Genomic DNA, 17,380 nt, shown 5'->3' with positions numbered 1-17,380 from the left:
ACTCTTTCAGGATAGAAGCGCTAATCGCTAATACCGTATTACGGGAGAGATCGGGCCATGGCCCAGGGGACGGCGGCGCGCGACAACCTCGAGTCGTTGCGCATCAATCGCAGCAAGGTGACGTTGCGCCAGCAGGTGCTCGATGCCTTGCGCAACGCGATCCTGGAGTTCCGCTTCAAGCCCGGCGACCGCCTCATCGAACGCGAGTTGTGCGAACTGACGGGCGTCAGCCGCACGAGCGTGCGCGAGGCATTGCGTCACCTCGAGTCCGAGGGGCTGGTCCACAACGTCCCGAACAAAGGGCCGATCGTCGCGACGGTGGGTGCGGAGGAGGCGCAGCGCATCTATGAGGTGCGCGAGGCGTTGGAGGGCGTGGCCGGGCGGCTTTTCGCGCAACGGGCGACGGATCACCAGATCGCAGAGTTGAGAGCCGCGACCGAGCGCCTCGAAAGAGCTTTCGCGACAAAGGACACGCGCGAGATCGTCGCCGAGGCGACGCGCTTCTATGACGTCTTCCTCGATGGCTGCGGAAATGCGCTGATCCGCGACATGATCCGTTCGCTGCACGCGCGGGTGGTCTATCTGCGCGCCACCTCGATGTCTCAGCCGGGGCGGGCTCCCGGCAGCCTTGCCGAAATGCACCGGATCATGGAGGCGATCAGCCGGCGCGATGCCGACGCGGCGGAGGAGGCCTGTAAGGACCATGTCCGGCGGGCCTGCGCGGCAGCGTTGGATGTGTTGCATCAGCGCAGCGCCGAGGCCCAGCAGTAACCAAGGAAGGATCCCGGCTGGCATCAGTTCACTGGCAGCCTCAAACAGATTGTATTATAGATTATGGCATACATAAATCGGGGAAGGGCATCATGACCGTCGAAATCCGCAAGATCGTCCGCTATGTCGAGGACACCCATGTCGAGGGGGGCAAGCCTGGGGGCAGTCCGGTCCGGATGGCGGCGGCGGCGGCCGTGGTTCGCAACCCCTGGGCCGGGCGCGGTTTCGTCGACGATCTACGGCCGGACATCCTGTCCGTCGCGCCGGAGCTTGGCCGCCGCCTCGTTCCGATCATTCTGGAAGCCTGCGGCGGTGGTGACGGAGTCGAGGCCTATGGCAAGGCCGCGGTGGTCGGAACGGCGGGCGAGGTCGAGCACGCCTCGGCGCTCATCCACACGCTGCGCTTCGGCAACATCTATCGCGAGGCGGTCGGCGGAAAATCCTATCTGAGCTTTACGAACAAGCGCGGGGCACCGGGCTGTGCCATCGCCATCCCCATGATGCACAAGCTCGACGAGGGCATGCGCTCGCACTACCTGACCGTCGAGTTCACCATCAATGACGCGCCGGGCCCGGACGAGATCGTCGTGGCGCTCGGGGCCGCCACCGGCGGTCGCCTTCATCCGCGTATCGGCGACCGCTATCAGGACATGAAGGACATGGCGGCCGAGAAGGGTGGGGCATGAATCTCGCCGCGCCTGCCCGGGATGGCCTGACCCACGGAACGCGCTACCGCGTCTCCGGCGAGGGGGCGCCTGTGGTGCTGGTACACGGGGTCGGGATGGATCTCGGGATGTGGGAAGCGGTCGTGGAGCGGCTTGGCCACGGGTACCGCATCCTACGCTATGACATGCTCGGCCATGGTGGCAGCACGAAACCGCCCGGCCCGTACCGATTGGATGATTTCGTCGCGCAGCTTACGGCCTTGACCAACGAGTTGGGGCTTGCGCGTTTCGACCTCGTCGGTTTCTCGATGGGCGGTCTGGTGGCGCAGGCCTTCGCCATTGCGCATGGCGGCAGGCTTGGCCGTCTCGTGCTGCTCAATACGGTCTTCGACCGAAACCCGGCGGAGCGATCCGCGATTGAGGCGCGGGTCCGCGACGTGCGAGCGGGTGGCTATGTGGCCGGCGTCGAAGCTGCGCTGGAGCGTTGGTTCACGCCCTCATTCCGCCTTGCACATCCCGAAATCGTTGCTGCCGTCCGGCGGCATATGAGCGCCAACGACGTGGCTGCCTACGCCGCCGCCTATACGGTGTTCGCGACGGCCGACCGTGAGCTCTCGCAGAAAGTAGAGGAGATCCGGGTGCCGACGCTGGTCGCGACCGGTGCGGACGATCAGCGCTCCACGCCGGAGATGGCCCGGAGATTGGCGGATCGCGTGCCCCACGCAATCTGCCGGATCATCGATGGTCAGCGTCACCTCACACCGATCGAGGTGCCGGACGAGGTGGCGGCGCTTATCGACGCGTTCCTGTCCGCGGAGAACGGAGCGCCAGACAAGAAGGCTGCGTCATGACGACACTCACCGAATATCAGATGTTCGTGGACGGCGCCTGGATCGATGCCGAGGGCGGAGCGCGGCTGGAGAGCGTCAATCCGGCGACCGGGGAGGCGTGGGCGCGCTTTCCCAATGCCGGGGCGGGCGATGTCGATCGCGCCGTGCGCGCGGCGCATCGCGCCATGACGGAAGGTCCCTGGGCGCAAATGAGTGCAACCCAGCGCGGCAAGCTGCTGCGGCGGCTCGCCGATCTCGTTGCCGAGCGGGCGGATATGATCGCCCGGGCGGAGACGACCGACACGGGCAAGCTGATCCGCGAGACCCGAAGCCAGATCCGCTATGTCGCCGAGTATTTCCACTATTTCGCCGGCGCCGCGGATAAGCTCGAAGGGGCGACGCTGCCGATCGACAAGCCCAATCTTTTCGTCATGACGGTGCGCGAGCCGATCGGCGTCGTCGCCGCCATCGTGCCCTGGAACTCGCAATTGATGCTGGCGGCGGTCAAGATCGGCCCGGCCCTGGCCGCGGGCAACGCAGTGGTGCTCAAGGCATCGGAACAGGGGCCGGCGCCCCTCCTGGAGCTTGCGAAGCTGTGCGACGAGGCCGGCTTCCCGCCCGGCGTCGTCAATGTCGTGACCGGACTCGGCGAGCCATGCGGGCGGGTGCTGACGAGCCATTCCCTCGTCGCCCGTATTGCCTTCACCGGCGGGCCGGCCACAGCGCGGCACGTGATCCGCAACAGCGCCGAGAATCTGGCGGTCGTATCGCTCGAGCTCGGCGGCAAGTCGCCGATCCTGGTGTTTGAGGATGCAGATCTCGATACCGCGGCAAACAGCATCATCGCCGGCAATTTCGGCGCCACCGGTCAGAGCTGCGTTGCCGGATCGCGGGTATTCGTCCATGCACGCGTCTTCGATGCGGTTATGGAGCGGGTCGCCGCGCGCGCGCGGAGCATCCGCATAGGTGACCCGCTCGACGACGGGACGGAGATGGGGCCGCTCGCCACCGCGCCGCAGCTCGAGCATGTCGAGAGCGCGGTGGCTCGCTCCCTCGACGCCGGCGCGACGCTCGTGACCGGAGGCCGCCGCCCGGCGGGGCTGCGGGGCTGGTACTACGAGCCGACGATCCTCTCCTGTCCCACGGCGGACATCGCCGCCGCGCGCGAGGAGCTGTTCGGGCCGGTGCTGAGCGCCTTCCGGTTCGATGACGAGGAACAGGCCATTGCCGCCGCCAATGATACCGATTACGGCCTTGCCGCGGGAATCTTCACGCGGGACGTGGCGCGCGCCCTGCGGGTGATGCGCCGAATCCGGTCAGGCGTCGTCTGGATCAACACCTACCGTGCCGTGTCTCCCGTGGCGCCCTTCGGCGGCTACAAATCGAGCGGCTACGGGCGTGAGGCGGGGCAGGAGACGCTCCTCGACTATACGCGCACGAAGACGGTGTGGATCAACACCTCCGACGCGCCGATGGGCGACCCGTTCGTGATGCGGTGAGGAGGGGGCGATGATCTACGAAGAGCGGACCTATCGGCTGAAGACAGGCACCGTGCCCGCATATCTCCGGCTGGTCGAGCAGGAGGGGATTGCGATTCAGCGGGGCTATCTCGGCCAGCTCGTCGGCTATTTCTCGACGGACATCGGGCCGCTGAACCAGATCGTGCATATCTGGGCGTTCGAAAGCCTCGAAGACCGCGACCAGCGTCGGGCCGCACTGCTGCAGGACCCGGTCTGGCAGGCCTTTCTGCCGAAGATCCAGGCGCTGATCGAGACAATGGAATGCAAGATTCTCAAGCCTGCTTCGTTCTCGCCGCTTCGCTGAAACAGTGGAGATCGAGTTGTCCAACCAACAACCAGAAACAGGAGCTTCACTCATGATCACACGCAGACGGTTGCTCGGGACGGTTGGGGTCGGCGCCAGCGCGCTGGCCCTCGGCGCAGCATCAACGGGTCGGCTGCTCGCGGCCTCCGGTCCGCTTACTTTTGCAAGCTGGGGCGGTACGACGCAGGATGCCCAAGCGGCCGCATGGGCCGATCCCTTCCAGGAGGCGACGGGCATCGAGGTCCTGCAGGACGGCCCGACGGACTACGGCAAGCTCAAGGCGATGGTCGAGAGCGGCAACGCGGTCTGGGACGTCGTCGACGTCGAAGGCGACTACGCCTTTCAGGCCGCACAGATGGGACTCCTGGAGCCGATCGACTATTCGATCGTGAAGAAGGAGAACCTGGATCCGCGGTTCAGCTTCGACCATGGCGTCGGCAGCTTCTATTATTCCTTCGTGCTCGGCTACAACAAGGATGCGTTCGGCGACAAGGCGCCCGAGACCTGGGCCGACCTGTTCGACACCACCAAGTTTCCCGGCAAGCGAACATTCTGGAAGTGGTCCAGCCCCGGGGTGCTCGAGGTGGCGCTGCTCGCCGATGGGGTTTCGGCCGATCAGCTCTATCCGCTCGATCTCGATCGGGCGTTCGCGAAGCTCGACACGATCAAGCAGGACATTCTCTGGTGGGGAAGCGGCGCGGAGTCGCAGCAGCTTCTCGTCTCCGGCGAAGCGCCGATCGGCAGCTTCTGGAACGGCCGCATCTACGCCATTCAGCAGTCGGGGATGGACAATATTGGCATCTCCTGGAATCAGAACCTGGCGCTTGCCGACATCCTCGTCGTTCCGAAGGGCACCAAGAACAAGGACGCGGCGATGAAGTTTCTCGCCCTGGCCTCCAGCCCCGAAGGTCAGGCGGCATTCGCCAACGCCACCGCCTATGCGCCAATCAACACCGCTGCGGTGCCGCTACTCGACAAGGGCATGTTGCCGCTCATGCCCTTCGAGCATACCGAGACGCAGATCACGCCGGATATGCAGTATTGGGCCGAGAACCGGGATGCCATCGGCGAGCGGTGGTACGCCTGGCAAGTAAAGTGAGACCATGACGACCGTATCGGGGCAGCCTTTGCGGCTGCCCCGAAGCCATTTCGGAATCGAGTTGTGACGAGTCAGGCGCAAATAGCCCAACCGGACGAACTGCCTGCCATGCGATCGACCCTGAGGCGAGGGCGCGCATGGCCGCTGCGCGGCTTCGGCCCAGCTCTCCCGGCGCTCGTCTTCCTGTTCGTGTTCATGGTAGCGCCGCTTGCGGTCCTGTTTCTACGCAGTGTGACCGAGCCGACGCTGGGCCTTGGCAACTACGCCGAGCTACTCGGCGATGCGACTTACGGTCGTGTGCTGTTCAATACCTTCACCGTGGCGACCGTCGTGACGGTGGTCACGCTGGCGCTCGGCTATCCCGTCGCATGGCTGCTCGTGATTCTGCCAAGCCGCGTGGCGCGATGGCTGTTCGCGATCATCCTTCTGTCGATGTGGACGAATCTCCTGGCTCGCACCTACGGGTGGATGGTGCTGCTGCAGCGCACAGGCGTGATCAACCGCACGTTGATGGATCTCGGCCTCATAAGCGAGCCGTTGCCGCTGGTCAACAACCTTGCCGGCGTGACCATCGGCATGACCTATATCATGCTGCCGTTCATCATCCTGCCCTTGCACGCGACCCTGTCGGCCATCGATCCGGCCATCATGCAGGCCGCGTCCATTGCAGGAGCCCGGCCCCGGCAGATCTTCTTCCGGGTCCTTCTGCCGCTCTCCCTACCCGGTATCGGGGCAGGTTGCTTGATGGTGTTCGTCATGGCGCTCGGCTATTACGTCACGCCGGCGCTGCTTGGCGGCGCGTCCACGACGATGCTGGCCGAACTCATCGCGCAGCAGGTCCAGTCGCTTCTCAATTGGGGGCTCGGCAGCGCCGCCGCGTTCATCCTCCTGACGGTGACCCTCATCCTGTACGCGATCTATGTCAGGGCGATTGGTCTCGGCCGGCCGCAGTAGGAGTTCCGCATGCTGCTCTCGCTCAACCGCATGGGCCCCGGACGATACGCCCTCTACAGCATCGGCGTGCTGGTGGCCTTGTTCCTCCTGTTCCCCATCCTGTTCATTGCCCTCCTTTCGTTCGGCTCCTCGCAGTGGCTGCAGTTTCCACCACCCGGCTGGACGCTGAAGTGGTACCGGGACTTCTTCGACGATCCACGCTGGATCGCGGCCATCCTCACGAGTCTGAAGGTCGGTCTTTGCGTCATGGCCCTGTCGATCGCGCTCGGGCTTCCGGCCGCCTTCGCCCTGGTGCGCGGCAGCTTCCCGGGACGCGTGGCGCTCCGGGCATTCTTCACCAGCCCGATGATCGTGCCGATCGTGATCCTGGCGATCGCGCTCTATGCCGTGTTCCTGCGCCTCGGCCTCAACGGTACCTTCATCGGCTTCGTCGCCGCCCATCTGATCCTGGCGCTGCCGTTCTCGATCATCTGCATCGTGAATGCCCTTGAGGGGTTCGACGAGGCAATCGAGAAGGCGGCGATCGTCTGCGGCGCCTCGAAGCTGGAGGCGATCTGCCGGATCACTCTGCCGTCGATCCGGCTGGGGATCTTCGCGGGCGCGTTGTTCTCCTTTCTCATTTCGTGGGATGAGGTGGTACTCGGGATTTTCATGGCGAGCCCGTCTCTTCAAACCTTGCCAGTCAAGATGTGGACGACGCTGCGACAGGACCTCTCTCCTGTGATCGCGGCGGCGTCGACGCTTCTCATCGTGGTGACCATGGCCGTTATGGCTTTGGCCGCCTTCATTCGTCGGAGGTCCGAGCCATGAGCAGCACCGCTCCCGTCCTCGTCAGCATCCGGGATCTGGTCAAACGCTTCGGCCCGACGACGGCTGTCGACGGTGTTTCTCTCGACGTCGCGCAAGGCGAATTCCTGACCTTTCTCGGCTCGAGCGGGTCCGGCAAGACCACCACACTGTTCATCGTCGCCGGATTCGAGGATCCGACCGGCGGTGACGTTCTGATCGATGGGCGCTCGGTGCTGTCCGTCGCACCGAACAAGCGCAATATCGGGATGGTCTTCCAGCGCTACACGCTGTTTCCACATCTTTCGGTCTTCGACAATGTGGCCTTTCCGCTTGCCGTACGCCGCCGTCCGCGCCACGAGATCGAGCAGGCGGTTAAGGAGACCTTGGCCCTGGTCCGGCTTGAGGAGTTCGCAGCCCGCAAGCCTGGTCAACTTTCGGGAGGGCAGCAACAGCGTGTCGCGCTCGCGCGGGCGCTCGTCTACAAGCCGCGCATCCTCCTGATGGACGAACCTCTCGCGGCCCTCGACAAGAAGCTGCGGGAGGAGATCCAGATCGAGATCCGGCGTATTCACCGAGAGCTGGGTGTCACAATCCTCTACGTCACGCACGACCAGGAGGAGGCGCTCCGGCTTTCCGACCGGATCGCGGTTTTCAGTCATGGGCGCGTCGTCCAGGTCGGCAGCGGGGCCGATCTCTATGAACGGCCAGCCGATGCCTTCGTCGCAGGCTTCATCGGCAATTCAAACTTCCTGCCGGCAAGGGTGAGAGGCGTGGACGCGGAGCGGACCGCGGTGGAGCTGCCGAATGGTGCGGTGGTCGCCGGTCGGACCGACTCCGCGCTTGCGAGCGGCGGTGAGGCGAGTCTCATGATCCGGCCTGAGAAGCTGTTTCTAGTGAATGGTCGAGATGCTCCGGACGCAAATTACGATTGTCGTGTCGACGTGACCTTACGCGACAGCACCTATCTCGGTGATAGCCTTCAACGCGAAGTCGTAACGCCATGGGGCCAATGCCTCATGGTACGCCAGACCGGCGATGCCGAAGCGCTGTCGCACGCCGGCACCGGAGCGGCGCTAACACTGTGTTGGCATTCCGGGGACGCGCGCGTGTTCAGGAAGACGGCTGGAAGCAGCGCGCCGCGCTCGTGAGAGGGCCCGGCCGATTGTTCTGATATCTGCGATGCTGGGAACAAGTGCGTCCGAATGCCCCCGCGGCGTCCGAGCCATTAAGCGAATGCCTGAAAGCGGCCCGGGCACAGGCTGCCACCTCCTTTCACCGGTTGCGCTTTTTGGCCAATGCATGGTTTGGCCGGACTGCGACTGTCGACGAGCGGTGCTACGGGATAATTTCAGGAGTCGGGAAAATGGTCACGGCTGAAACAGGACCTGTCCGGGACGGTTTCGGAGGCGCGCCGCGCCGCGCGCCCGGTTCGGCGGTTCAAGGTCGAGGCGGCCGAGCTCCCGCAGCCACCTCGAGGAACGGTGCCGAACGGTCGACCACTTGAACACGCAGCTTGCCGTTGGACCGCGCTCGGGTTGTTTGATGATGATCAGGAAAACGCTGACCAAATCAGCACGCCGAGATAGAGCCCGATGCCGAAGCTCAGATGCGTGACCAGCGTGTTCTTTCGGGCGGTGTTTGGCTGCGGCGTTTTCGAGGCGGCGATGCCCCTGCCCATGCCCGGTTGCATGATCAAAAATGGCGCGGCGCTGGTCAAAAGACCCGTCAGCAGGCACCCGCCGAAGGAAGGTGGCCACCCGCTGCTGGCAATAAGCCCCAAGGCAAAGGTCATGCCGATGAGATAATGCGCGGTCCACCCAATGACTGCTTCGCCTGCAATGGGCGAGGAAGCCGTTATGGGGGTGTGCGAAAAGCGGCCCTTAGGGAAGTGGCCGATCCAACGTCCGACCATGCGGTAGTCGAGCACGGCTGCGCCCCAAATCCGTTGGCGGAGAAAAACCACGCCGTCCATGAACAGTGTGGCGATGATCCCGACCGGGATCGCAAAAGCAAGGATGACCGTCACATCGGACATAATCGTTTCCCATCGTTCCTGAAAGAACCAGCGCGGCCTCCTGCGCGAAAAACCTCTCCGTGCGGGGCTTCCCTGCCGCCCGGAACTCGCATCGCGGCGGGCGCCAGGAAGACGTTTGCGCTTGATTCCGTCGCTGTTCGATGAGAGCTTGCCACTTCAAGTCAACTTGAAGTCAAGCCATGATTCTGGATATCGGCGAAGTCTCGAAGAGGTCGGGTCTGCCTGCCTCGACTCTACGGTACTATGAGGAGAAAGGCCTCATTCAGTCGGCTGGCCGCCGCGGCCTGCGCCGGGTGTTCGAGCACAGCGTGCTGGAGCGTCTGTCGCTCATCGCGCTTGGGCGCAGCGCGGGTTTTTCGCTGGACGACATCGCCGACATGTTCACCGAGGGCGGGCGCCCCCGGATCGATCGGGCCCAGCTTGCGGCCAAGGCCGATGAGCTGAACCGCGTTATCCGTAGGCTCGGCGCGATGCGAGACGCCTTGCGCCACACCGCCGCGTGTCCGGCACCGAGCCACATGGAATGCCCGACATTCCAGCGCATGCTCAGGTTGGCTAGCGCAACCCGGGCCCGGAAGCGGCCGTCACTCACAACGACGAAGGCCTAGGCTAAGGGCCCATTAACCCTGCAGCACTTCACGACCGCTTCGAGCCCTTAGCCGACCCGCTAACATTGTCGGCAGTTTCGTATTGCTCTCAGCGGAATTTATCCGGGCGGCATTCGCTCGAATTTCTGCAACGAGGAATCAATCGTGTCCCACGCATGGCCGCGGATGCTGTATGTGACCATCTGCGGATTGAATTGGCTTGGGTCGTCAAGGCTGGTCGCGTGGACCGCTACCAGTTCCGGCATTGCGACGAATGTCAGGTAGACCGGCGTTCCACAGGTCGGGCAGAAGGCGTGGACCTTTTCGTTCCCGCTGTCGTCCGCTACCCGCCAGTTTTTCGCTTCGCCCGTAATTGTCACATCGGCTCGCTGGGGGAAGGTCAGATAGGATCCATGTCCCGTGCCACTTCGTTTCTGGCAATCGCGGCATTGGCAGTGGTTCTCGACGATGGGTTCGCTGCTCGTTTCATAACGGATCGTGCCGCACGCACATCCGCCGGTATAGGGGGTGGTCATTGTCATTCTCCCGCTGGCAGACTTCTCAATTGGCACGGCAAGGGATCAGGCCGATTTTGGCTTGGCAAAAAGGTCAATGCCGCGGCCGGTTTCCAGGAAGGATTTCAGGCTGGAGAGGACGGCCGGCCAACCTTGTTTGACGCCGTTCGCCATCCCGCTGCCGGCTTCGAGTTCGTCATGGGTGACGGTCAGCCGGACCATGTTCTCGTATTCCTCGATCTCGAACGTCACCCGGCTGTAGCTTGCCGGATCGGAGGCCTGCGAAGCGTTCGCCCAGGTGATGACGAGACGGGTGGGTGGCGAGACCTCAATGACCTTGCCGACGAGTTCGACAGTCCGTTCATCATTGGCACGGATATGTTCCCATTTCGATCCGGGATTCCAGTCAGAGACGTTCTCGTGGCCCCAGTAGCGCCTTGCGACGTCCGGTTTCGTTATGGCCTCGAACACCTTTTCCGGCGTCGAGAGAACATAGGTCACGTAGACAAAGCTGGTCGTCTCTTTGGTCATTGTTACTCTCCTTCGAGTTCTTTCTTCAGATCGTGCAGCAGGCTGAGCCGCTGACGTTCGAATTTCCGCACCCACCGTTCGTAGACCTCGTGGAGAGGCACGGGGTTGATGAAATGCAGCTTTTCCCGGCCACGCCTAACCGTGCTCACCAGATTGGCCGCCTCCAATATCCCGAGGTGCTGCGTGGCGGATTGCCGGGCCATGTCCAGGTTTTCGCAAAGCTGGCCGAGCGTCTGCCCGTTCCTTTCACAGAGAAGGTCGAGCAGCTTTCTGCGTGTCGGGTCGCCTAGCGCTTTGAAAACCTTGTCAGCGTGCATCGGTCTCACTCATATGTGAGAATACAATATGCAGGTAAATGCCTGCATGTCAAGTGGCGGCTAAGCCCGCAATCCGGTCATCATCACCTTGAGGATTCCCTTCTCGCGCAAGTCGTGATTCAAGTGGGTAGGAGGACCTGAGGACCTGTCTATGTCAGATCATTACTTGATCAGCGAAGCCCAAGTCGAACGTATCAAGGGCGTCGCCGCCTCGCGGGCGGGGGCCCGTTCTTGAGGAGACGCTGGAACGCGCGCCCATGCGCCCTGGTTGCCGAATTATAGGGGCTTACCACCGGACCCGAAGCGGGTGAGGGGCGCCGAACGATCGATACGTGCCCGGGCCGCTTCCACACATTCGCTTAATGGCCCGGATCGGCGTCGGAGGCATTCAGAGAAGGCTCTGAAATTACTCGGGTGTGTTCGAATGACCCTCTGCCGATCGAGAGGCAGGCCCGTTCGATGCCGCCGCTTTCGAGCAGCGCATCCAGCGCCTGATTGCCCCTTCACGACGGCGTCCTTCGAGGAACGCCCACGCTCCGGAAATCGAAGGCCGCACCCGAAAATCGGCAACAATTGCAATATAGGCCTGTGACAGAAGCGGACCGAAAACGCCGCCCGCTTCTGATCCGTTACAGGGGCGGCGCTGCCGCGCCGGGTTCGGTTTGTTGGGGAAACCAATGCAAGAGACGATGTCCATCTGGATCATGCCGCTGTTGGCCGGTCCATTCGTCGGCAGCTTCATCGGCGTGCTGGTGCTGCGGCTTCCGGCGGGAGATGCCGTGGTTTTCGGCCGCTCGGCCTGTCGATATTGCAGCCGCCAACTCGGCGCCCGCGATCTTGCTCCTCTTCTGAGTTGGGTTTGCAACCGCGGCCGCTGTCGATATTGCGGCGAGCGGATCGGCTTATTCTATCCGCTCATCGAGTTGGCCGCGTTGGGAGTCGCAGTCTGGTCGGTGAGTATCCTCTCGGGCTGGCTGCTATGGGCGACCTGCCTGCTGGGCTGGCTGCTGCTTGCCTTGGCTGTCATGGACTGGCGCGCCTTCGTGCTCTCCGACGCCTTGACCCTGTCGCTCGTGCCCACCGGTCTTGCCGTGGCTCATCTGGTGGAGCCGACGGTCCTGGCGGAGCATCTGATCGGCGCACTCGCCGGCTATCTGGCTTTCGCCGGCTTGGCTTCAGCCTATCGGTATGTTCGCGGGCGCGATGGCCTGGGCATGGGCGATGCGAAGCTATTGGCCGGCGCCGGCGCCTGGGTATCCTGGAGCGGATTGCCGAGCGTAGTGCTCCTGGCAGCACTTTGCGCCCTTTCTGCGGTTTTGGCGAAATCGCTTGCAGGCGGATCCATCTCGGCCATGGACCGGGTTCCGTTCGGAAGCTATCTCGCCCTTGGCACTTGGCTGGTCTGGCTGTATGGGCCGGTATCGTTGTAGACGGGTCCTCTCTCGACACGAAGCGCAATTTGGAATTGAATCAGATCACGTCGGCCCGCATGTCGAGCCGCTGGGGATTTTCCAATAAGAGCCGGATGAAGATGGCGGGAAAGCGAATTGGCCCGGATGTGTCGCCCTCCGTTTCAGCCGTCTTGTCCCGGATCCAAAGCGTGCGTCCGTCGCTCGGCCCTGCCGGCCAGCGAATCGCGGACTTTATCGTTCAGAATCCGCAGGACGTGGTCCATATGTCCGTCAGCGAGGTCGCGGAACGGACCGGTGCCAGCGAGGGCAGCGTGGTGGGGCTCTGCAAAAGTCTCGGTGCAACAGGCTTTCAACAGCTGAAGATCGTCCTGGCCCAGGAGTCGGTTCGCCCTGTCCAGTTCATCCATGAGGATCTGGAGCCTCGCGACGATGCGGCGACCGTTATTCGGAAGATCTTCCAGAGCAACGTTCAGACGCTGCACGACACCCAATCCACGCTCGACGTCGGCGCGCTGGCGCGCGCAGTTCGCGTCATCAAGAAGGCGAAACGGGTGGAAATCTATGGAATCGGAAGCGCCGCCCCGATTGCCGAAGATGCGCATTACCGGATGTTGCGAATCGGATTAGACGCCAAGGCCGTGATCGATTCCCACATTCAGGCGATCAGCGCCTCGTTGACCGGGCCGAGTGTGGCGGTACTCACCGTTTCACATTCGGGCAGCACGCATGAAACCGTGACCGCAACGCGACTGGCGAAGGAAGCGGGCGCGAAGACGATTTGCATCACCAATTTCGGGAAGTCGCCAATCCAGGCATTCGCGGATGTCGTGCTCTTCACGATGGCGCGCGAAACGAATTTTCGCACCGAGGCGATGACAAGCCGGTTGGCCCAACTCGCGATTATCGATGTCCTTATCGCCTGTCTCGCGCTGACCGATTATGACAAGGCCGTCGATACCATAAAGCACACCTTCGACGTTCTCTCGCTCAAGCGGTTCTGACCGAATCGTCGAGCGAATCGCTCCACGATCTCGCCACCGGTGAGGCGAACGGGACCTGCGCGTGCCCAAGACAGGGGCTACTGAGCAGCCCCTTTGGTGACGTCGCGTCGGCGTAGGGCGTCGTTCCGACCAGCAGATATCGCATGCCTAGTCGGACGGCTCCGATGGCGTCCGTAGCCGGATTGTCACCGATGACCAGTGTGTCGGAAGGGCGAGTGCCGAGTCGCTTCAGTGCCTCAAGAAACAAGGTGTCTTCGGGTTTCCCGACGACTCGATCGGGTTGGATGCCGGCGCATGCGGTCACCGCCGTCATCAGCGCCCCCGTTTCCGGGATCAAGCCGCCGTCCTCGGCTGGATGGCTCAAATCGGGATTCGTGACGACGAGGCTGGCGCCTCTATGAAGCTCATTTACGATCTCGTTGAGCTTCGCATAATTGAATCGCCGGTCCCGGCCGAGAACCACGAAGTCGGCGTCGCGGTCTACCAATCTGAGACCCTGCCGTTCTGCAAATTTCCGAATGGCCGGGCTTGCGATCACCTTGAGGCGCGCCTGTGCATGGTGTTCGGCCATAAAGCGAATCGCGTGTTCGCCCGCGAGAATCAGTCGATCCGCTTCCACGCGCAGCCCGAGTTTGCGCAGCGTCGTTGCAAGGCCGAAGGCAGTGTCCGTAGAATTGTTGGACAGGATCACATAGCGGTCCTTGATCCGCTCGAGCAGTTCGACCGCACCCGCGATCACATAGTTCCCTCTTACGAGCGTTCCGTCGAGATCGACGATGAAGCCTTGGGTATCGTCGATCCATGACGACGCCCGCGCTCGGACGGAGGCGCTCGTGGCCCGGGTGGCGGCGTTCCGGGGGGCATTTCGGTTTTGAGCTCTTCCGAATTCGGTCATCGCGGATGTTAGCCTGCATACGGTTCATGATGGTGTGTCGGGGCGTTGAAGATAATTCATTTATTATCCGAGTAAAAGTTGAGAAAGATTCATTTCACTGTCACATGTCGCGGCTAGTCTCCTCCCGGGCCGCCCTCCTGATGTTCGGGCGCAACGGACTTGAGACGAGAGCGGTGCCGTTGCCGGTTGGATCTGCCGCTGCTGGAAAGGACATGTGAAAATGAAAAGGCTGCTGCTTCTCGTCGTCGCGCTGATGCTGGCGACGCCTGCATTTGCGCAGGATGGTACGAAGGACCGTCCATTGCGCGTGATGCTCATCCCCGCCGATGGTGGGACCGAATCGGGGACAAGGGCGGACTACGAGCCGGTCTTCAATGCGATCTCGCGCATGACCGGACTCAACTTCGACATCAAGGTCGGTCAGAGCTACGGCGCCGTCGTCGAGGCGATGTGCAATCAGTTGGCCGATATCGCGTTCTTCGGGCCTGTCTCGTACATCCAGGCGAACGAACGTGGCTGTGCCCAGCTCCTGGCGGTCGCCGTCCAGAAAGGAGAGTCCGTCTATTACGCGGGCATGTTCGCGAAGGCCGATGCGCCCATTACGGCGGTCAAGGACCTCAAGGGTCGACGGGTCGCTTTCGGCGATATCAACTCGACCTCCAGCTTCACGTTCCAGATGGCCATGATCCTCGATTCCGGGCTGGACCCGATCAAGGATCTTGCTGAAATCCGGATGACCGGAAGCCACGCCAACAGCATTGCTGCCTTGGCCCAGGGGCTGGTCGATGTCGCATGCCTCTCATTCGACTCCTATGAAAAGGCCGTGCGCGAAGGGGCCGTCGATCCGGAACAGATCAAGGTCCTGGTCAAGAGCATTCCCATTCCCAATCCGCCCCTGGCGATGAACACCAAGCTGCCAGAGGAGCTGAAAGCCAAGCTTAAGGCGGCCTTCAATTCGGTTCACGAGGCACCCGGCATCACCCCGGAAATGATCCGTGGTTACGGCGGAAAGATGGTCGACGCCTATGACGCCAATTTTTCCGACGACGAGTTCAGCGTCGCGGCCGCAAAGCTCGCCATGATCAGCAACGAGCTCAAGGGCGAGATCCTCAAGAAGGCGTCTGAGCGATGAATGGTGTCCGGGACCCGAGGATGCTGGCGTTCGACAGCGTGGAAAAGCGGTACCCGGACGGAACGGTGGCCCTGAGGAGCGTGTCCATGCAGGTTCCTCAGGGTGAGTTCTGCGTCATTCTCGGTCCGTCGGGTGCTGGCAAGTCCACACTGCTTCGCATGGTGAACGGACTCGTGGCGCCGACAGGCGGAAGCATCGTCGTCGACGGCATTCCGGTCGAGGAGAAGACGCTTCCGCGTATCCGACCGCGCATCGGCATGATTCATCAGCAGTTCAACCTGGTCCTGCGTTCGTCCGTGGCGACGAATATTCTTTCCGGCGCGCTGCCGGCGATTTCCACCTGGCGCGCCGTTACGCACCTGTTCCCGGAACGGTATCGGCGCAGGACATGCGAGCTTGTCGCCGCCGTCGGGCTCGGCGAGGAGCATTTGCGGCGGCGTGTCAGCGGTCTCTCCGGCGGGCAGCAGCAGCGGGTCGGAATCGCCCGCGCCTTCATGCTCGATCCGGCCATTGTTCTGGCCGACGAGCCGGTCGCAAGCCTCGATCCGAAGATCAGCCGCGATATTCTTTCACTGTTGAAGCGCGAGTCGCGTGACCGCGGCACAACGGTGCTTTGCAGTCTGCATCAGATGGATCTTGCCCGCGAGTTCGCCGACCGGATCGTGGCGTTGCGGGGAGGCGAGGTGGCCTTCGACGGCGAACCGGCCGACCTCGACGAGGCGGCGACGGACTCGATCTATGGGGAAATCATCGCGGGCGATCTCCTGATCCAAAGGGACCGCCCCAAGATCGTCGCCAGGGCGTAGGGACTCACGATGGCCGATATTCAAACCATGCAGCAGACGGCGCGCCCGGCATCGGCATGGCGCCTCGACCCGCCTTACGGCGCCCGCACGGTGCTTGTCGTCATGCTCGCCGCGCTGTTGCTGTGGTACACCGGAAAGAGAGTCGAAATCGACCGCATGGTGGCGTTGACCGCCGAAGGCGTCCTCGCGACGGTCGGGCTCCGGGAGCATTCGCAGGTCGGCTCGGGTCTCGCGAAGATCGGAAGCTCGCTCTTTCCGCTGCAGATATCCGAGCGTACGGAAACCGCTCGGATCGAAAATTTCGACCCAACCGATCTACCGTGGCTCTCCTATATCGAAACGGTCGAGCACCGGGAACGGACTCTCAATCCGACGACGCTCGCCATGGAGGAGTCCGTCGAGACGAGGGAATACCTCGTCGAGCCGGTCGGATATCTCCGACATGTCCTCGTGAAGATGCTGGAAACCCTGGAGATCGCCCTTTGGGGGACCATTCTCGCGGTTGCACTCAGCATTCCGCTGGCCTTCTATGGCGCCAGGAACTACACGCGGAATCGGCTGACATATGTTGCGTCCCGCAGCGCCGTGAGCCTGTTCCGTGCGGTGCCGGAACTGGTCAGCGCCTTGTTCCTCGTGCTTGCCTACGGCTTCGGGCCGATCGCCGGCATCCTTGCCCTCGGCATTCACGCTGCGGGCTTCCTCGGCAAGTTCTACGGTGAGGACATCGAGAACGCGGACGACAAGCCGCAAGAGGCACTCCGGGCCATCGGGGGCAACAAGGTGAAGGTTCTCTGGCTTGCCGTGCTGCCCCAGGTGCTGCCGCAATACATCGCCTACACGCTCTATATCCTGGACCGTAATGTGCGCATGGCGACGGTCGTGGGACTGGTCGGCGCCGGCGGCATCGGTCAGGAGCTGAAGGGGCGCTATGACATCTTCAATTATGGGCATGTCGGCACAATCCTGGTCGTCATTTTCCTGACGGTGTTCGTCCTGGATCAGATTTCCGCCCGTCTACGAAGCCGATATCTGTAGGAAAGGCCGCTATACCGAGGACAGGTTCGACGCGACCGGGTTGCGGCTGCCGCGTCGGGCTAATATGCGCGCGCCGCAAGAGTCCATTGAAATAAACTGAAATAAATAAGTCTTAATAAGTTCTATATTGATTAATTACAGGAAATAACTAAGCAGACTATAAACAAACCCTCGCTACTTGT

20 protein-coding genes are annotated in these 17,380 nt (G+C 62.5%); 15 read left to right on the top strand and 5 right to left on the bottom strand.

Annotated features, from left to right (window positions below; translation table 11 throughout):
* Positions 1 to 57: 57 nt before the first annotated feature.
* The 9 genes from DT069_RS07580 (at position 58) to DT069_RS07540 (ending at position 8,080) form a co-directional block, all read left to right on the top strand.
* Entirely contained in the window at positions 58 to 771 is a 714-nt protein-coding gene (locus tag DT069_RS07580; RefSeq protein ID WP_119459662.1) for a GntR family transcriptional regulator, read from the top strand.
* Between the two features lie 92 nt (positions 772 to 863).
* Positions 864 to 1,457, top strand: coding sequence for an amino acid synthesis family protein (locus DT069_RS07575; RefSeq protein ID WP_119459661.1), 594 nt, complete (start codon positions 864 to 866; stop codon positions 1,455 to 1,457).
* Complete coding sequence (locus DT069_RS07570) at positions 1,454 to 2,287, top strand: alpha/beta fold hydrolase (protein WP_119459660.1); 834 nt, start codon at positions 1,454 to 1,456, stop codon at positions 2,285 to 2,287. The genes DT069_RS07575 and DT069_RS07570 overlap by 4 nt, the downstream gene beginning before the upstream one ends.
* Positions 2,284 to 3,765, top strand: a complete 1,482-nt coding sequence (locus tag DT069_RS07565) for an aldehyde dehydrogenase (protein ID WP_119459659.1) — start codon at positions 2,284 to 2,286, stop codon at positions 3,763 to 3,765. Before DT069_RS07570 ends, DT069_RS07565 begins: the two co-directional genes overlap by 4 nt.
* Positions 3,766 to 3,775: 10 nt before the next feature.
* Positions 3,776 to 4,090, top strand: coding sequence for an NIPSNAP family protein (locus tag DT069_RS07560; RefSeq protein WP_119459658.1), 315 nt, complete (start codon positions 3,776 to 3,778; stop codon positions 4,088 to 4,090).
* A 52-nt stretch (positions 4,091 to 4,142) separates the two neighbouring features.
* Positions 4,143 to 5,189, top strand: a complete 1,047-nt coding sequence (locus tag DT069_RS07555) for an ABC transporter substrate-binding protein (protein WP_119459657.1) — start codon at positions 4,143 to 4,145, stop codon at positions 5,187 to 5,189.
* A 108-nt stretch (positions 5,190 to 5,297) separates the two neighbouring features.
* Positions 5,298 to 6,143, top strand: a complete 846-nt coding sequence (locus DT069_RS07550; protein WP_119459656.1) for an ABC transporter permease — start codon at positions 5,298 to 5,300, stop codon at positions 6,141 to 6,143.
* 9 nt (positions 6,144 to 6,152) lie between these two features.
* Complete coding sequence (locus tag DT069_RS07545) at positions 6,153 to 6,953, top strand: ABC transporter permease (RefSeq protein ID WP_119459655.1); 801 nt, start codon at positions 6,153 to 6,155, stop codon at positions 6,951 to 6,953.
* Positions 6,950 to 8,080 (top strand): ABC transporter ATP-binding protein, encoded by a 1,131-nt coding sequence (locus tag DT069_RS07540; RefSeq protein ID WP_119459654.1) that lies wholly within the window; start codon positions 6,950 to 6,952, stop codon positions 8,078 to 8,080. Before DT069_RS07545 ends, DT069_RS07540 begins: the two co-directional genes overlap by 4 nt.
* 401 nt (positions 8,081 to 8,481) lie before the next feature.
* Here the strand turns inward: DT069_RS07540 and DT069_RS07535 are convergent, their stop codons facing one another.
* Entirely contained in the window at positions 8,482 to 8,967 is a 486-nt protein-coding gene (locus DT069_RS07535; protein ID WP_119459653.1) for a DUF2938 family protein, read from the bottom strand.
* A gap of 179 nt (positions 8,968 to 9,146) precedes the next feature.
* Between DT069_RS07535 and DT069_RS07530 the strand changes: the two genes are divergently transcribed.
* Positions 9,147 to 9,575, top strand: coding sequence for a helix-turn-helix domain-containing protein (locus tag DT069_RS07530; RefSeq protein WP_119459652.1), 429 nt, complete (start codon positions 9,147 to 9,149; stop codon positions 9,573 to 9,575).
* A gap of 98 nt (positions 9,576 to 9,673) precedes the next feature.
* Here the strand turns inward: DT069_RS07530 and DT069_RS07525 are convergent, their stop codons facing one another.
* From DT069_RS07525 to DT069_RS07515, 3 genes are read right to left on the bottom strand one after another with little or no spacing between them, the layout of a single operon-like run.
* Positions 9,674 to 10,090, bottom strand: a complete 417-nt coding sequence (locus tag DT069_RS07525; protein ID WP_119459651.1) for a GFA family protein — start codon at positions 10,088 to 10,090, stop codon at positions 9,674 to 9,676.
* Positions 10,091 to 10,135: 45 nt separating this feature from the next.
* On the bottom strand, positions 10,136 to 10,600 hold the full coding sequence (locus tag DT069_RS07520; RefSeq protein WP_119459650.1) for an SRPBCC family protein: 465 nt from the start codon (positions 10,598 to 10,600) through the stop codon (positions 10,136 to 10,138).
* Between the two features lie 2 nt (positions 10,601 to 10,602).
* Entirely contained in the window at positions 10,603 to 10,917 is a 315-nt protein-coding gene (locus DT069_RS07515) for an ArsR/SmtB family transcription factor (RefSeq protein WP_119459649.1), read from the bottom strand.
* A 689-nt stretch (positions 10,918 to 11,606) separates the two neighbouring features.
* Here DT069_RS07515 and DT069_RS07510 point away from each other — a divergent pair.
* Positions 11,607 to 12,347: a prepilin peptidase gene (locus DT069_RS07510; RefSeq protein ID WP_119459733.1), complete on the top strand. Its 741-nt coding sequence runs from the start codon at positions 11,607 to 11,609 to the stop codon at positions 12,345 to 12,347.
* Entirely contained in the window at positions 12,311 to 13,330 is a 1,020-nt protein-coding gene (locus DT069_RS07505) for a MurR/RpiR family transcriptional regulator (protein WP_425450082.1), read from the top strand. The genes DT069_RS07510 and DT069_RS07505 overlap by 37 nt, the downstream gene beginning before the upstream one ends.
* Here DT069_RS07505 and DT069_RS07500 read toward each other — a convergent pair.
* Complete coding sequence (locus tag DT069_RS07500; protein WP_119459648.1) at positions 13,317 to 14,225, bottom strand: HAD-IIA family hydrolase; 909 nt, start codon at positions 14,223 to 14,225, stop codon at positions 13,317 to 13,319. The genes DT069_RS07505 and DT069_RS07500 overlap by 14 nt on opposite strands.
* A 220-nt stretch (positions 14,226 to 14,445) precedes the next feature.
* Here DT069_RS07500 and DT069_RS07495 point away from each other — a divergent pair, with 220 nt between their 5' ends.
* Genes DT069_RS07495 through phnE form a run of 3 tightly spaced genes read left to right on the top strand, consistent with a single transcriptional unit; the run spans position 14,446 to position 17,198 of the window.
* On the top strand, positions 14,446 to 15,357 hold the full coding sequence (locus tag DT069_RS07495; RefSeq protein WP_119459647.1) for a phosphate/phosphite/phosphonate ABC transporter substrate-binding protein: 912 nt from the start codon (positions 14,446 to 14,448) through the stop codon (positions 15,355 to 15,357).
* Positions 15,354 to 16,163, top strand: a complete 810-nt coding sequence (locus DT069_RS07490) for a phosphonate ABC transporter ATP-binding protein (protein ID WP_425450081.1) — start codon at positions 15,354 to 15,356, stop codon at positions 16,161 to 16,163. The genes DT069_RS07495 and DT069_RS07490 overlap by 4 nt, the downstream gene beginning before the upstream one ends.
* Positions 16,164 to 16,172: 9 nt before the next feature.
* The gene (phnE, locus tag DT069_RS07485; RefSeq protein WP_425450080.1) at positions 16,173 to 17,198 is read left to right on the top strand and encodes a phosphonate ABC transporter, permease protein PhnE; all 1,026 of its coding nucleotides are present in this window, start codon (positions 16,173 to 16,175) and stop codon (positions 17,196 to 17,198) included.
* Positions 17,199 to 17,380 lie beyond the last annotated feature (182 nt).

This window comes from Virgifigura deserti, assembly GCA_003576685.1.
Taxonomy (GTDB): Bacteria; Pseudomonadota; Alphaproteobacteria; order Dongiales; family Dongiaceae; genus Virgifigura; species Virgifigura deserti.
Note: the sequence above shows the minus strand (reverse complement) of the source record. Positions and strands in the feature narration are given on the sequence as shown.

What these genes read in the sequence shown, in the direction of transcription:
- DT069_RS07555 (WP_119459657.1), top strand. Translation starts at nt 4,143, where the DNA reads ATGATCACACGCAGACGGTTGCTCGGGACGGTTGGGGTCGGCGCCAGC.
- DT069_RS07500 (WP_119459648.1), bottom strand. Translation starts at nt 14,225, where the DNA reads ATGACCGAATTCGGAAGAGCTCAAAACCGAAATGCCCCCCGGAACGCC.
- DT069_RS07570 (WP_119459660.1), top strand. Translation starts at nt 1,454, where the DNA reads ATGAATCTCGCCGCGCCTGCCCGGGATGGCCTGACCCACGGAACGCGC.
- DT069_RS07550 (WP_119459656.1), top strand. Translation starts at nt 5,298, where the DNA reads ATGCGATCGACCCTGAGGCGAGGGCGCGCATGGCCGCTGCGCGGCTTC.
- DT069_RS07490 (WP_425450081.1), top strand. Translation starts at nt 15,354, where the DNA reads ATGAATGGTGTCCGGGACCCGAGGATGCTGGCGTTCGACAGCGTGGAA.
- DT069_RS07580 (WP_119459662.1), top strand. Translation starts at nt 58, where the DNA reads ATGGCCCAGGGGACGGCGGCGCGCGACAACCTCGAGTCGTTGCGCATC.
- DT069_RS07520 (WP_119459650.1), bottom strand. Translation starts at nt 10,600, where the DNA reads ATGACCAAAGAGACGACCAGCTTTGTCTACGTGACCTATGTTCTCTCG.
- DT069_RS07560 (WP_119459658.1), top strand. Translation starts at nt 3,776, where the DNA reads ATGATCTACGAAGAGCGGACCTATCGGCTGAAGACAGGCACCGTGCCC.
- DT069_RS07530 (WP_119459652.1), top strand. Translation starts at nt 9,147, where the DNA reads ATGATTCTGGATATCGGCGAAGTCTCGAAGAGGTCGGGTCTGCCTGCC.
- DT069_RS07575 (WP_119459661.1), top strand. Translation starts at nt 864, where the DNA reads ATGACCGTCGAAATCCGCAAGATCGTCCGCTATGTCGAGGACACCCAT.
- phnE (WP_425450080.1), top strand. Translation starts at nt 16,173, where the DNA reads ATGGCCGATATTCAAACCATGCAGCAGACGGCGCGCCCGGCATCGGCA.
- DT069_RS07515 (WP_119459649.1), bottom strand. Translation starts at nt 10,917, where the DNA reads ATGCACGCTGACAAGGTTTTCAAAGCGCTAGGCGACCCGACACGCAGA.
- DT069_RS07545 (WP_119459655.1), top strand. Translation starts at nt 6,153, where the DNA reads ATGCTGCTCTCGCTCAACCGCATGGGCCCCGGACGATACGCCCTCTAC.
- DT069_RS07495 (WP_119459647.1), top strand. Translation starts at nt 14,446, where the DNA reads ATGAAAAGGCTGCTGCTTCTCGTCGTCGCGCTGATGCTGGCGACGCCT.
- DT069_RS07565 (WP_119459659.1), top strand. Translation starts at nt 2,284, where the DNA reads ATGACGACACTCACCGAATATCAGATGTTCGTGGACGGCGCCTGGATC.
- DT069_RS07510 (WP_119459733.1), top strand. Translation starts at nt 11,607, where the DNA reads ATGTCCATCTGGATCATGCCGCTGTTGGCCGGTCCATTCGTCGGCAGC.
- DT069_RS07525 (WP_119459651.1), bottom strand. Translation starts at nt 10,090, where the DNA reads ATGACCACCCCCTATACCGGCGGATGTGCGTGCGGCACGATCCGTTAT.
- DT069_RS07540 (WP_119459654.1), top strand. Translation starts at nt 6,950, where the DNA reads ATGAGCAGCACCGCTCCCGTCCTCGTCAGCATCCGGGATCTGGTCAAA.
- DT069_RS07535 (WP_119459653.1), bottom strand. Translation starts at nt 8,967, where the DNA reads ATGTCCGATGTGACGGTCATCCTTGCTTTTGCGATCCCGGTCGGGATC.